Origin of the sequence: Streptomyces sp. NPDC002573, from assembly GCF_042889625.1 — a bacterium.
Classification (GTDB): Bacteria; Actinomycetota; Actinomycetes; order Streptomycetales; family Streptomycetaceae; genus Streptomyces; species Streptomyces gibsoniae.
In genome coordinates this window covers 1-13,349 of record NZ_JBIARC010000120.1, presented here as the reverse complement: position 1 = coordinate 13,349, position 13,349 = coordinate 1, and the positions used below count along the sequence as shown (strand labels likewise).

Annotated in this window: 9 protein-coding genes, 4 pseudogenes and 1 riboswitch; of the genes and pseudogenes, 9 read left to right on the top strand and 4 right to left on the bottom strand. The window is 67.5% G+C overall.

The genetic code is table 11. The features are described 5' to 3' along the window. Nucleotides 1-96: 96 nt before the first annotated feature. The 5 genes and pseudogenes from ACFYX0_RS43845 to ACFYX0_RS43825 form a co-directional block, all read left to right on the top strand. Nucleotides 97-442, top strand: a pseudogene (locus ACFYX0_RS43845) (isochorismatase family protein); the annotation flags it as partial. A gap of 1 nt (nt 443) precedes the next feature. Then, a pseudogene (locus ACFYX0_RS43840) lies at nt 444-2,102 on the top strand (amidohydrolase); the annotation flags it as partial. Nucleotides 2,103-2,158: 56 nt separating this feature from the next. Beyond that, nucleotides 2,159-2,636: pseudogene (locus ACFYX0_RS43835) on the top strand (DoxX family protein). A 62-nt stretch (nt 2,637-2,698) separates the two neighbouring features. Further along, entirely contained in the window at nt 2,699-3,043 is a 345-nt protein-coding gene (locus ACFYX0_RS43830) for a trypco2 family protein (protein ID WP_388980416.1), read from the top strand. A 14-nt stretch (nt 3,044-3,057) separates the two neighbouring features. Next, nucleotides 3,058-6,432 (top strand): NACHT domain-containing protein, encoded by a 3,375-nt coding sequence (locus ACFYX0_RS43825; protein ID WP_388980413.1) that lies wholly within the window; start codon nt 3,058-3,060, stop codon nt 6,430-6,432. A 39-nt stretch (nt 6,433-6,471) separates the two neighbouring features. Here ACFYX0_RS43825 and ACFYX0_RS43820 read toward each other — a convergent pair. Next, nucleotides 6,472-7,412: pseudogene (locus tag ACFYX0_RS43820) on the bottom strand (aldo/keto reductase). 263 nt (nt 7,413-7,675) lie between these two features. Here ACFYX0_RS43820 and ACFYX0_RS43815 point away from each other — a divergent pair. Continuing rightward, nucleotides 7,676-8,131: a hypothetical protein gene (locus ACFYX0_RS43815; RefSeq protein WP_388980410.1), complete on the top strand. Its 456-nt coding sequence runs from the start codon at nt 7,676-7,678 to the stop codon at nt 8,129-8,131. Between the two features lie 755 nt (nt 8,132-8,886). Further along, on the top strand, nt 8,887-9,252 hold the full coding sequence (locus ACFYX0_RS43810) for a hypothetical protein (protein ID WP_388980407.1): 366 nt from the start codon (nt 8,887-8,889) through the stop codon (nt 9,250-9,252). A 158-nt stretch (nt 9,253-9,410) separates the two neighbouring features. Here ACFYX0_RS43810 and ACFYX0_RS43805 read toward each other — a convergent pair whose 3' ends face one another. Both ACFYX0_RS43805 and ACFYX0_RS43800 read right to left on the bottom strand, forming a co-directional pair. After that, nucleotides 9,411-9,725 carry a hypothetical protein gene (locus ACFYX0_RS43805; RefSeq protein ID WP_388980405.1) on the bottom strand — a complete coding sequence of 105 codons (315 nt, stop codon included), beginning with the start codon at nt 9,723-9,725 and terminating at the stop codon, nt 9,411-9,413. A gap of 212 nt (nt 9,726-9,937) precedes the next feature. After that, nucleotides 9,938-10,543: a TetR/AcrR family transcriptional regulator gene (locus tag ACFYX0_RS43800; protein ID WP_388980419.1), complete on the bottom strand. Its 606-nt coding sequence runs from the start codon at nt 10,541-10,543 to the stop codon at nt 9,938-9,940. Between the two features lie 49 nt (nt 10,544-10,592). Between ACFYX0_RS43800 and ACFYX0_RS43795 the strand changes: the two genes are divergently transcribed. Both ACFYX0_RS43795 and ACFYX0_RS43790 read left to right on the top strand, forming a co-directional pair. Next, nucleotides 10,593-11,057, top strand: a complete 465-nt coding sequence (locus ACFYX0_RS43795; RefSeq protein ID WP_388980402.1) for an SRPBCC family protein — start codon at nt 10,593-10,595, stop codon at nt 11,055-11,057. 111 nt (nt 11,058-11,168) lie between these two features. Next, a riboswitch (SAM riboswitch) is annotated at nt 11,169-11,277 on the bottom strand. 246 nt (nt 11,278-11,523) lie between these two features. Beyond that, on the top strand, nt 11,524-12,021 hold the full coding sequence (locus tag ACFYX0_RS43790; protein WP_388980400.1) for a DUF3293 domain-containing protein: 498 nt from the start codon (nt 11,524-11,526) through the stop codon (nt 12,019-12,021). Between the two features lie 819 nt (nt 12,022-12,840). Here the strand turns inward: ACFYX0_RS43790 and ACFYX0_RS43785 are convergent. Continuing rightward, on the bottom strand, nt 12,841-13,349 hold a 509-nt coding region (locus ACFYX0_RS43785), incomplete at its 5' end, for a CorA family divalent cation transporter (protein ID WP_388980397.1).

Below are 13,349 nucleotides of genomic sequence, written 5' to 3'. Positions count from 1 at the left end.
TGGGCGCCCTGAACGTTCTACGGGCCGGGCTGGTCCGTCGCGACGCCGCACCGGCATAGCGAGAAGCCCCCTCGTTCACGAGGGGGAGGAGTCACCATGTTCAGTGCTGCTCATGTCAAGGCCGCTCCCAGCCCGGCCCTGCTGACGTCCGACAACTCGGTGATGCTGTTCGTCGACCACCAGCCGCAGATGTTCTTCGGCACCGGCAGCGGCGACCGCACCGCGATCATCAACGCCATCGTGGGCCTGGCCAAGGCCGCCAAGGCCTTCGACGTCCCCGTCGTCCTCACTACCGTGGCCGCCGAGTCCTTCTCCGGCCCGATCCTCCCCCAGCTCGCCGAGGTCTTCCCCGGCCGGGAGATTCATCGACCGCACCACGATGAACGCCTGGGAGGACAACGCGGTCGTCGAGGCCATCAAGGCCACCGGCCGCAAGAAGATCCGGTCTGAACGACTCCCACCTGCACGTCATCCGCGGCGGCCTGAACTACGTCCTGGAGCTGCGCTGGGACGGTGTGCCCACCCTGGGGGAGGGCCTGGCCATGCTCCGTGAGCAGGCCGCCCGCACTCCCAAGGGCAAGTGGGTCCGCGTCGTCGGGGGCTTCTCCGCCGACCAGTTCGCCGAGAAGCGCCTGCCGACCGTCTCCGAACTCAACGCCGCGGCCCCGGACACCCCCGTGTTCGTGCTGAACCTCTACCAGTCGGCGATCATGAATCGGGCCGCGGTCCAGGCGGCGGGCTTCACCAAGGACACTCCCGACCCCCGCGGCGGGCAGATCGTCCGCGGCCACGACGGTGAGCCCACCGGCATGCTGCTGGCCGCCCCCGGCGCCCTGATCCTCTACTCGACGCTGGCGAAAGCCCCCACCCTGCAGGGCGAGGACCTCAAGACGTCCACCCGTCACTACCTGCGCGGGCTCAACCGCTTCGGTCCGACCTCTGCCATCGACGCGGCCGACGGCTTTCAGGACTTCCCCGACAACTACGGCACCGTCATCGACCTGGCCAAGGACGGCCGGCTCTCCCTGCGGATCGCCTACCACCTGTTCCCCCAGACCGGCGGACAGGAAATCGCCGACCTCAAGCGCTGGATCGAGACGGTCCGTCCCGGCGACGGCGACGAATGGCTGCGCCTCAACGGTGCGGGCGAGAACCTGACCTGGGCCGCCGCCGACTTCGAGAACTTCACCCAGCCACGGCCCGAACTCGGCGCGTGCGAGGACGAGTTCGGGCAGGCTGTACGGCTGCTGATGGAGAACGGTTGGGGCTTCCGCCTGCACGCCACCTACGACGAGACGATCCGTCGCGACCTCGCCGTATTCGAGAAGCTCGCCGCCGAGGGCCTCTTTCCCGCCGGCAACCGCTGGCTGTTCGACCACGCGGAGACCGTCTCCCGCGACAGCCTCGACCGCGTCGCCGCGCTCGGCGGCGCCATGTCGGTGCAGAACCGCATGTCCTTCCAGGGCGAGGCGTCCGTACGCCGCTACGGCCCCGGAGCTGCCGCCGAGGCACCGCCGATCGGCGCCATGCTGGACCGCGGTCTGACCCTCGGCGCCGGCACCGACGCCACCCGGGTCTCCTCCTACAACCCCTGGGTCGCACTGCACTGGCTGGTCGCCGGCCGCACCGTCGGCGACCTGACGATCTACCCGCCGGAGAACCGCGTCAGCCGCGAGACCGCCCTGGAGATGTACACCCGGGCCGGCGCCAAGCTCACCGGAGAGCAGGACGTCAAGGGCATCCTCGCCCCCGGCTACTACGGGGACCTGGCCATCCTCTCCGACGACTTCTTCACGGTCCCGGAGCAGGACATCCCGTACATCGAGTCGCTGCTCACCGTCGTCGGCGGCCGGATCGTGTACGCCGTCGGCGAGTACGAGGGCCTGGACGAGCCGATCCCGGCCGTCAGCCCCGCCTGGAGCCCGGTGGCGCACTTCGGTGGCTATCAGGCCACCGTCAGGCCCAGCATCTCGGGCGCACGGCAGGCGGAACTGCTCGGCCAGGCGGTCGCCGAGTCCGAGCAGCACCGGCAGTGGCGCGCCGCCCGCGGCTTCGCCCCCGAAACCGCTTCCGAGATCTTCGACGCCTGCTTCGTGCTGTGACGCGCGGAGACCCACCACTCCCTATCCACCTACCCCCCGCATGAGGAAGAAGTGTGATGAACACCGGATTGCTCATCCTGAGGCTGGCCGTGGGCCTGTTGTTCGCTGGGCACGGGATCCAGAAGGTCAGCCACCGTCTCGGCGGCCACGGGATAGCGGGCGGAGCGGCGGAGTTCCGAGCGGACGGATTCCGCGGCGGCCGCGGGCCTCGGGCAGATCGCTGCGGGCCTGCTGCTGTGCGCGGGAGCGCTCACCCCCTTGGCGGCCACCATCGCAGCGGGGGTCATGACGGTCGCGGCATCGGTGAAGTGGCGCAACGGGCTGTGGGTGCAGCACGACGGCTACGAGTACCCGCTCGTCCTGGTGCTCGTGCCTGCCGTGCTGACGCTCGCCGGCCCGGGCCGCTGGTCGGCCGATCAGGCCCTCGGACTCCTGCCTTGGGCGCCGTGGTGGGCAGCCGCGGCCATCGGCCTCGGTGTCTCCAGCGGACTGTTGACCCGCGCCCTGCTGGGACGACCGGGCCTCCACCACTGACTGATCGTCATTAGAGCCCGAACTCATGGCGCAAGCAGACGCGTTGGCATAGCGTTGACCAAGTGAGTGACGACTTCACTGGGATCGACGGGATCGAGCTGGCGGACGCCGTCCAGGCCGTACGCGATGAGCTGCTCACCGCCGCAGCGCGCGGAACCGGCGGTGAACTGTCCTTTGAAGTGGGGGACATCCACCTGGAGTTCACGGTCGAACTGCGCCGTGACGTGCGCGTGAAGTCGGGTGTGCGGGCGTGGGTGATCTCGGCCGACGCCGATGCCGGCCGGTCCAAGGCGCACACCCACCGGGTCAGCTTCACGCTCCGGCCCAAGAACGCGCGTACGGGGGGTGGCTGGGAAGTCGGCAACGACGCCCCGGCGGACACCTCGGCCTTCGGCCGCACCTCGTAGGCGGGTGGCGCGCCGTGTCCGGTCCGCGCAAGGAGCGCATCGCCGCCGTCCTCGGTGCCTCTCGCCAGGGCAGTGGTTATCTCCTCGGCCCTCGGCTGGTCCTCACCGCAGCCCATGTCGTTGTGGGCAGCGACAGCGTTCATGCCATCGTCCCCGATGGCCGTGGACGGATCCCCTGCCGGCCGGTCTGGGAAGGAACCCACGAGAACTGCGATGTGGCACTGCTGCTGGCTGCCGATGACCTGGTCGCACCCGAGACCACCGCTGGCTGGGGGCCGGTCCGGTGGGGACAGACCAGTGATCTGAAACCGCGCCCCAACTGCCAGGCGATCGGTTTCCCCGCTGTTCAACGCAGTGGGACAGGGCAGCTCGACAGCGAGCAGCTGGTCGGGACGCTCAAGCCGGGGTCGAACATGGTGCGTGGAGGGTACGTGCTCGACCTCGTCCATACGCCGCCGGCACCCCGGCGCGACGGCGGCTCCCCGTGGGCGGGGATGTCCGGGGCGGCTCTTTTCGACGGAGAGCTGCTGGTGGGTGTGGTGACCACGGACCCTGACGGCTGGCAGCACGGTCGCCTCACGGCCGTCCCGGCCACCGCGATCCACATCGTCGCGGGCTTCTACGACGCGTACTTCGAACACCTCGGAGAGCTTCCCACCTTGGAAGACGCGGGACGGAGTCGCGCACCACGTGCCGGTTTCGAATCCGACTACCGTTCGTACGTGGAGCGGAACTACGGCGAACTCCGCATCTTCGGGCTCGACTTCAGCAGGAGTGACCATGCGCAATGGCCACTCGACACCGCCTATCTGAGCCTGGAGCTGTCCCACCAAAGCAGCCAGGACCGCGCCGACCTCCTGGAAACCGTCCCCAGGCACGACGTGTCCAGCGGCCGTCAGCGCGTCGAGTCCGCCCTGTCCGGAAAGCGCCGGGTGCTGCTGCGTGGTCTGGCCGGCTCCGGGAAGACCACTCTCATCCAGTGGCTGGCCATCACCGCGGCCCGGGACGACTTCAGCTATCGGCTCGGTCATCTCGATGACTGCGTGCCCTTTGTCCTGCCGCTGCGCACACTGATCAGGCAGGGGGCTCTGCCCAGTCCCGGCAATTTCCTGGCCGCCACCGGTACTCCGCTCAGCCCGCCGCCCGACTGGGCGGAGGAGGTGATGCGCTCGGGCCGTGCGCTGCTTCTCATCGACGGTGTGGATGAGATCCCCGAACGTGACCGGGAACGAACCCAGGAATGGCTCACCGGGCTGTTTGCCGCTTACCCCGACTGCAACTGCGTCATCACCACCCGCCCCACCGCCGTGAGCGAGGGCTGGCTGACGCGCCGGGACTTCACCGAGTTGAATCTGCTGCCCATGAACCAGCAGGACGTCGAGGCATTCGTAGCGCGCTGGCACCAGGCCGCCTTCGGAGAGAGCGCCGAGGCCGCGCCGGAGCGTGACCGGTACAGAGAGCGCCTGCTGGACACCCTGCGACGTAAGAGAGACCTGGCACGTCTCGCCACCAATCCGCTGATGTGCGCGATGATCTGCGCGCTGCACCGCGATCGCCGTACCTATCTGCCGGAGAGCCGGATGGAGTTGTACGGCGCGGCGCTCACCATGCTGCTTGTCCGCCGCGACAAGGAACGCGATGTGGGCGTACCGGAGGGCTTCGACATTCCGGAGGACGCTCAGCGGCAACTCCTCCAGGAGCTCGCCTGGTGGCTGATCCGCAACGGCCAGACCGAGGCGGAGCAGGACAAGGTGGTCAGGCTGATCGAGCGGCTGCTGCCCGCCATGCCCGGTGTGGCCCCGCCGGACCGGGCACGGGATGTCCTGCGCCACCTCCTGCGCCGCAGCGGTCTGCTGCGTGAGCCCACCCCGCAGACCGCTGATTTCGTCCACCGCACGTTCCAGGACTATCTCGGAGCGAAGGCCGCGGTCGAGGCCCAGGACCTCCCGCAGGTCGCGGAACATGCCGCCGACCCGCAGTGGGAGGACGTGGTCCGGATGGCCGTAGGACACGGCCGCCCCGAGGAACGCGCCATGCTGATCGGCAGCCTGCTGGAGCGGGGAGACGTCGCGCCGCACGACGAGATCCGCACCCGGCTGCACCTGCTTGCCGCCGCCAGCCTGGAACACGCCACCATGCTGGCGCCGGCGGTGCGACGCGCGGCGGAGGAACGAGCGGCCCTGCTGCTCCCACCCCGGGACTCCGAGGCGGCGGAGAAGCTGGCCGGCGCGGGGCCGGTCGTGCTCGATCTCCTGCCGGGGCCGGATCAGCTGGACGACAGGGAGGCGGCGGCCACGGTAGAGACGGCCGCCCGAATCGGTGGCGAGCATGCCTTTCAGATCCTGCGGCAGTTCCGAGACCATCCCGATGCTCTTGTGCGGAAAAAGGTGGTCGACGCCTGGAGTTCGTTCGACGACCAGCGGTTCGTCGACGAGATCCTGTCCGAGATGGAACTGACCGGTGTGTACCTCACCGTGAGCACGGAGTCCCAGCTGTCCGCCCTCGGCCGGATCGGTCGAGTAATGGCACTGGAGATCAACGGCTCCTTCGCGGAAGACCTCATGACACCCGGGCTGCTCGCCACCGAGCCCAGCGAGCTGCGACTGGTGAGCAATGACTCCTTCCGTGATCTCCGGTTTCTCGTCAGTTGTGCGCCACGCCTGCGCTCGCTGAGACTCCAGGACTGCGGCAGCCTGAAGGACTACTCACACATCTCCGACGCGAACATTGAGCTTCTGCAACTGGAGAAGATGCCGGTAGGGCCGGACATGAGTCCCCTCGCCGGACTGCAGGGACTGACCTCGATCGCCATCAACAGCCGCCAACCCTGGGGGCAGCTGACGAACCTACCCCTGCCTTCACAACTGCGGACCCTCATCTTGGGGCCGTCAACTCTGAGCGCACCGACCCTCGACGGCATTGAACGCTGGCCCCGGCTCACGACACTTCATTTGGCCGCTGATGTCCGTACCCCCTTCGCCACAGTCGAGTTGCGGAAATTGGTGATGTTGCCCGAACTCGTCAACCTTGACATAGACCTCACCCAACTGTCCGGTCTCGCGGAACTTCACCTGCCGCCGCTTCCGCAGATCCGGTCTCTGCGCCTGACGGCGGAAGTGCAGAACCGCATTGATTTCGGCGAACTGCGGGACGTCTTTCCCAACCTCACGACGCTGAGTGCCCAGATGGAGCACCACTCTTCCATGACGCTGGAAGCAGACGTGTCGGCATTGCGGGCCATCCCCCGCGCTTCTGTCACGATCAACTCGTCCGGGAGCGTCCGTCTGACCGGGGAGAAGGAACTGCCGGAGGAGAGTCGAGTGCGTATTCACAGCAGAACGATTCCCGTCGCGAAGAAGCCCCGCTTCCGCCTCTGGAAGTCCCTCTGACCCTGCACCGGCGTCTGCGTTCCCATCAGGCGATGACGCTCAGGGCTGGTTCCTGTCCCTACGAGCACCGCCGGCCGGGGGCCAAGCGGAGCCCTCGCAAGGCGTGTCGAGGACAGCCAACTCCTCCTCTGTCAGGCTCAGGGCTCCCGCGGCGATGTTCTCTGCGAGGTGTGCCGGGTTCGTGGTGCCGGGGATGGCGAGCACGTGCGGTCCGCGGTGGAGCGTCCAGGCGAGCCGTACCTGGGCCGGCGTCGCATTGTGGGCGCGGGCGGGACGCGCGCGTCGTCCTCATCGCTTGCTGCCGCCTCGCGCCGCAGGCCGGAGACGGCGAAGTACGGGACGAAAGCGATGCCCTGCTCCCGGCACAGATCCACCAGCCCGCTCTCATCGGCGCGGCGCCAGTCCAGGCCGTAGGAGTTCTGCACGCAGACCACAGGCGCGATCATCAGGGCTTCGGTCACGTGCTCTGGGCGGACGTTGGAGAGCCCGAGGTGCCGGATCAGGCCCGCCTGGCGCAGCTCGACAAGGGCGCCGAAGTGCTCGGGGATCGAGGCCGTGCCGGGATCGCGGCGCAGATTCACCACGCCCAGGTGGTCCCGACCGAGCTGGCGCAGGTTCTCCTCGACCTGGCCGCGCAGCTGGTCGGGGCGAGCCACGGTGAGCCACTCGCCGGAGGGATCGCGCGCCGGGCCGACCTTGGTCACCACGACCACGTCGCCGTACCAGGACGAGAGAGCGCGGTTGATGAGCTCGTTCGCGGACCGCAGTGGCGAGAAATAGAAGGCGGCCGTGTCGACGTGGTTGACACCCTGCTCGAAAGCGCTGTGCAGCAGGCCGACAGCGGCATCGCGGTCGATGGGGGTGCCGTCGGAGTTGCCCATCATGCCGTTTCCCGTCAGCCGCATGGCACCGTAGCCGATGCGATTTACCTCCAGGTCTCCGAGCTTCCAGGTCCCTGCTGCCGCCGCCGCGCTCACCATGCTCCTTCGCCGGTCGGTTCGTCGGGTCCTGGAGTATGGGGCCGTCATGGCGTGCTGCGACAGGTCTACAGGCTGGAGAAAACGTCACACCTCGTTCGGGAACTGACCGACACCGCACAGCCGTTAGACCTGTCGAGAGGGCGCCGATCACGACGAGGCACCAGACCTTGTGCTGCGACCAGCGAGACGGAACGCGGCCTGCCCGTCATTTGACTTCTTCAACGTGGAGGTGCGCCCACCACTCGTAAGGCATGATCGGGGATATGAAGCGTCCGTATCTGGCGAGCACCGAGGCTGCTGTCATGGCGATTCGTGAGATCGCGCAGGAGTACAGCCTGGAGATGACCGTCGCCGACGCCATCGGCGCAGACCAGACGTCCCGCCGCACCTCGGCCGGGGCATTCACAGTCCTCGACCCTGACGGCTCGCTGCCGCACGAGGCATTCATCGACCTGGGGGGCTCTACCGCCATATCCGTCCGGATCTTCCCGGAGGACGACGCGAAAATCACTGTCGACGACGTCGACTTCGAGGACGTGCCCCGGGACGCTGTCCCGGCGTTCCTGCGGTCCATCTACGGCGGCCTGGCCTATGTAAACGGGAGAGTCTTCCCTCCCGGTCTGTGGCTGATTGTCCCCCTGCCCGGTGATGAGACCCTTAAAGAGCTGATCTTGCGCAGCACACTCAGCCCCTGGCTCGCCCGCAGCGTCCGCGACTAGGACGTCTCTCGAATGCCTGTGACGCCGTCAGCTTCTCCGAACCGGTAGTCGACGCCCAGTGATTCTGTCGGTCACGGTCCTCGGCCCAAGGGCGCTGTTCAGGGTCACGCGGGCCGGGCCGAAGCGGGCGTCAGCTGGGCACGCAGAGCCGGGGCGGACGCGTGTGGTGACACGCACAGTCAGGGAGACCGTCTTCAACGCCTCAGACGCAAGGAGTTGAGGAGCCTCGTCGCACCCGCCTGATTCCGTCATCACTGTGAGGGTGCGATCGTCGACGCTCACGGTAACCGGCCCGGTGATCGACTCGTTCCTCGTGCTCACTTCGCCTCTTGAGCATCCGGCTAGCACGAACAGGCTGAGGATGGTCACCGGTACAGCGCTGCGACGAAGCGTCTGCGACTTCACAAGGGTTTGACGTGCGTGCTTTCCGATTGGTTGTACGTGCTGCCATTGCAGTTCTGCAAAAGTCATGGCCGGGTGAGCATGCGCGGCCGAAGGGTGCACTCCAGCAGCAGGCAGTAATGCTGGTGGCGGACCGGGGCGGCGAAGGCTCATGCGAGACCACGGCGTCCCGGGCCTGGCTGCGACGGACCACTCTGTTGATGCCGCCGACCGCGGATCGTCACTTGTTCACTGGAACGGGACTCGATCTGCGGCACGCCGGAAGGCGTGTCTGGGGCCTGCATGACAAGATGAAGGCGCTTCGGATCGGCCCTTATGCGGGTCCGCAGCAGCACAGGGGGAAGGGAAAACTGATGAACTGGATCTGGTGGGTTCTCATCGTCTTCTGGACGGGTGGCTTCGCGTGGGCAGCCGACAACGTCCGCACCGCACTGCGCAATCGGCATGAGCGCAAGTTGCAGTTGCTGGAAGCGACGAGGCAGGAACGCTTGGCCGTCGAAGCAGCGCACAAGCCTCCGGAGCCTGTGTGCGGATGCACGCACCATCTCGCCAAGCACGACAAGCAGGGCCGGTGCCACGAACGCGTCGAGGTGCCAACGGCCTGGGACGAGAACAGGAAGCCTCTGCGCTACGAGGCCGGCGAGTGCAACTGCCAGCAGTACGTGGGACCGCAACCTCTGTCGCAGGTATTCGCGGAGGACCTGACGGACCTCGCCTGACCAGGACGGCAAGGCCGCTCCGTACGTGACACTGGGCGACGGCAGATCGCGTGTCCCGAGCACGGCACGGGACTGGCCCGAGCCGAGCGATCGGATCGGCCGTCACCGCACGTCCGACCGCCGTGACCGTCGACCAGGCGAGCCTTCCCCTCGGAGGACTACTTGTCGCGCATGGCTTCGATGTCGGCGGCCAGCATGGCCACGTCGCGTGCGTGTGTGTAGAACTTGGCGGCGTACTCGTCACCGATGGCCGGAAGAACCCTCTCGAACACCCCCACCAATCCGATCAGGCCTTCTCGGGACGGTTGGGCGAGGGGGCCCTTGAGGACGCGCGAGGCGTAGCCCGCGGTATCGGCATCGAGCATGACCATGTCCTGGTCCTCAATGTCCAGGCCGCGGAACCCACGTGGAAATGGCATGGCCTGGTACTCGTCCATCATCTGCGAGAGCGCGTCGAGCTTCTCCTCAATCACGGGAGGGATTCTGCCAGGGGCACGCAGGCGTCGAAGTGCCGGTCGGACGACTTGGCCAGGCGCCACCGCACATCCAGGTGCCCGCGGACCCCACCGCCGGCAAACCTAATGCGGTGACAGCACTGGCCAGGCCGGCCTGCCCCGAGATCTGCTGCCGAGCCGAAGTGGGATACGTCGTCGGGCCTGGCCGCTTGGCCTGATCAGCGACTCCGTCACTCCGGGCCGTAGTACAGCCGAAGGAACTCCTCCATCGCCGCGTCGACGCCGGCGCGGTCACCGGTGGCGAGCAGGTCGAGCAGCAGACCACGGACGGTGGCGAGTCCCAGCCTGGCGCGGTTGTGGGCCGTGACAGGGTCCGTCCCCGCAGCGACTTCGGCGGCCGCGAGCGGTTCCAGCCAGTCCGCCACGAGCACTTCGAGAATCGGGAGGGCCTCGGGGCGGCCCCGCAGCGCGTGCCCGCAGATCTCGAAGAAGAGCCGCTCCTGACCGGCCAGTCGAGGGTCCGTCAGCTGCTGCCACAGTCGCCGCGCGACGTCGGCGGGTGAGAGACCGGGCTCCGTGCGGAGCCGGGACAGCAGACCGCGCTGGCGTCGCTCCGATGCCCGGACGATCTCGAAGAGCAACTGTTCCTTGGAACCGAAGTAGTGGATCAGCATGCGGTGGCTGACGCCGATCGCGGCGCCCAGGCGACGCAGGCTCAGGTCCGCGATGCCGTGTGCCGCCACGTGGTCGACGGCTGCGTCGACCAGTTGCGCGCGCCGGTCCCCGTCCGTGACGTGCCCGGTCTCGTCCTCGGGATGCGAGTCGTCCGTGTGCATCACGTCGCGAGTGTACCAATTGGTACATGACCCATGTACCGTGTGGTACATGCGATCTGTCACCGTGTCGATTGATGTTCCGCACACGCCCGAGCAGGTCTACGAGTTCCTTGATGTCATGGCGCACCACGAGGAGTTCACCAACCACTACCTGACCAACTGGCGCTACAGCGGCCCCAGCCGCGGAATAGGATCGTGCGCAACGGTCACCGCCACGCTGGGTGGCGTGGAGACCGACGTCACCATCGAGGTCGTCGAGGCCGACGCGCCGCGGCGCATCGTCGAACGCAACGTCAGCGCGGCCGGTCGACGCCAGGCCCACGGCACCTACACCATCGAACCGCTGCCAAACGGCGGGAGCCAGGTTTCGTTCACGTACGCCTGGGCGCGCGCCCCTCTCGCCGAACGCCTGCTGGCACCCGTCGTCCGAGCCGCGATGCAGCGCGTCAACCGCGTCGTCATGCGACGAATGGCCGCCGAGTTGACTCGTCACGTGTCCGCTGCCGGATCCTGAGGTCAACAGCTCAGGCGTCGAGCCAGACCACCGGACGCGCTTCGAGACTCTCGTTCCCCGTGGGCGTGAATCTTCCGGACTCGATGGCCCCCGGTAGTGCCACACCCGGTTGATCCGCTCTTCCCCGCGCAGAACACGCAGGGCTGGCCGTCACCCGGGGCACCCACAGCGGGTGGGATGCCGCCCAGCAAGCCTGGGCTTCACGCTGGAACTCGTAACCTGGCGTGAAGCTAACACCCCATCCTGGCGCTCAGCAACGTGATCCAATTCTCTGGCTTTCCGGCCGGCGTTGTGACAGCATCCGGCTTCATCACGAAGACGATCGCGCCCCTGGACGGTCATAAGTCGACGACCTCGCTCACACGCAAGGCTCCAGGGAAGCCCAACACCCCCACAGCTTGGTGGGGTAAGCGCGGATCTCCCTGCACGACACGTAAGGGGGTCCTCTGATCCACAGGAGGCCCTCATGCACACCATCGTCACCTCTGTCAGCTCCGAGCAGTGGATGCTCTACCAGCAGGCCGTGGTGGACATCCAGTTCGGGGCCCGTACGGTGCGGGTCACTCCGAGTTCGCCCGGCACGGCCGAGGGGCTCTTTCCTGACTCCATCGGCCGCACCATCCATGTGATCACTGCCTTCAATCCTCATGGCCGTGTCGCTCCTGCGGATGCCAACGGCCGTGCCCGACGCCTGCTGCTCAACAACATCAACCAGCTGGGCCTCACCTGGTGGCCCGCGGCAGGAGGCACCGCGTGCGGGGCGCACATCGAGGAAAGCGCCGCCGTCGTCGGCATGAGTGACGCTGCGGCTCGTGAACTGGGTCGGCGCTTCGGCCAAGACGCGGTTTTCGCATGGACGTTTGACGCCTGGCGTCTGCTGTCGTGCACCAGCGAGGAGACCGCAGTGTACGGATGGACGACAACCACACGGCAGGTCCCAGCCACGAGCCCCTCGCCTGCGTGACGCGCCCAGGTATCCGTCTGACGCACCAGGAAGATAATCCCGATGGGCATGCATCCCATGCGGTCCCCGGCCCACTGCCCAGGTTGCGGCAGAGCCCTCGCCGACCTCCCGAAGCCAGAGCGAGTCATGGTCGACGGCTTCCCCGCAGAGGTGACATACGAGACGGATCCCCTCTGCGGAGCACGCTGGCATGTGGGACAAAACATCACCACTACGCAGTCGGGCCCACCCTTACGTGGAGGGCGAAGGCTGACGATCCACAGCCGGACCGCTGCCGTCGGGCTTGCTGGGGTGCTGCTTGGTGCCGACGAGGCGTTCCTGCAACTCCCACGCGGACCCGCCCTGTTCCGTAGGCGCCTCGCAGGTTGATGCTCAGGCTTTCCCCACTGCGGCCGATGGCAACGCGGGCCTGGTCGGCCACCGCGTTGCAGACGTAGGGCGCGCTCGTGCCAGGTACCGGCCTCGTCGGCGTCCCACCGGCCTTCGGCCAGCCCGTCGGCCACTGTCTGAAGGACGTCGTGTGCCTCTTGGACAGCCTCTCGCACGGCGGCCCGGGTATCACGCAGGTAGACCGGCGGACGGATCAGCGCGTTGACGGCGATGCCGACCACCGCGCGGAAAGCTGCCTCGGTGATGCGGGCCGTGGCAGTGGGAACGCTGACGGACCCGTTGGTGAGTACGAACAGGGCGCCGGCTGCGGCGTAGATGCCCTGTCTGCCCAGGAGCTGCCAGTGGCCCAGCAGCACAACCGTGGGCAGTACCAGCGCCATCGTCCGCATCGTGTCGTGCCAGTGCGACCGCGTAGGAAGCCGTTCGCTGTCACAGCCAGCCGTTGCGGCGGAAGGCCCGGTACAGCAGTCCTGCCCCCAGGGCCATCACGGCGAGCGCGCACGGGTAGCCGTAGCGCCAGCTCAGTTCGGGCATGTGAGAGAAGTTCATGCCGTAGATCCCGGCCACCATGGTGGGGATGGCGAAGATGGCCGCCCACGCGCTGATGCGGCGCATGTCGTCGTTCTGCCAGGTACCCACCTTCGCCAGATGGGCGTCGAGAACGGAACCGAGCAGGTCGTCCAGAGCGCGGACTTCGGTGTCGGTGCGGGCGAGGTGGTCGGCGACGTCACGCAAGTACGGAGCGACCTGCCGCGGCCAGTCATCCCGCGCGGTGGTGAGGGGCTGCATGACCGGGGCCAAGGGCTGGATGGCGTCGCGGAACTCCACCACCTCACGTTTGAGCGATTGAAGTGCTCTCCCGGCTGAAGCCGGGAGATTCCTGCTTACCTTGCGGTAGCGGGCTTGACGCGCTTCGCGCGCCTGACGACTGCCCTCCC

Excerpts from the sequence above, each read along its gene's own strand:
- ACFYX0_RS43815 (WP_388980410.1), top strand. The coding sequence starts at position 7,676 with ATGAAGCGTCCGTATCTGGCGAGCACCGAGGCTGCTGTCATGGCGATT.
- ACFYX0_RS43810 (WP_388980407.1), top strand. The coding sequence starts at position 8,887 with ATGAACTGGATCTGGTGGGTTCTCATCGTCTTCTGGACGGGTGGCTTC.
- ACFYX0_RS43800 (WP_388980419.1), bottom strand. The coding sequence starts at position 10,543 with ATGCACACGGACGACTCGCATCCCGAGGACGAGACCGGGCACGTCACG.
- ACFYX0_RS43795 (WP_388980402.1), top strand. The coding sequence starts at position 10,593 with ATGCGATCTGTCACCGTGTCGATTGATGTTCCGCACACGCCCGAGCAG.
- ACFYX0_RS43790 (WP_388980400.1), top strand. The coding sequence starts at position 11,524 with ATGCACACCATCGTCACCTCTGTCAGCTCCGAGCAGTGGATGCTCTAC.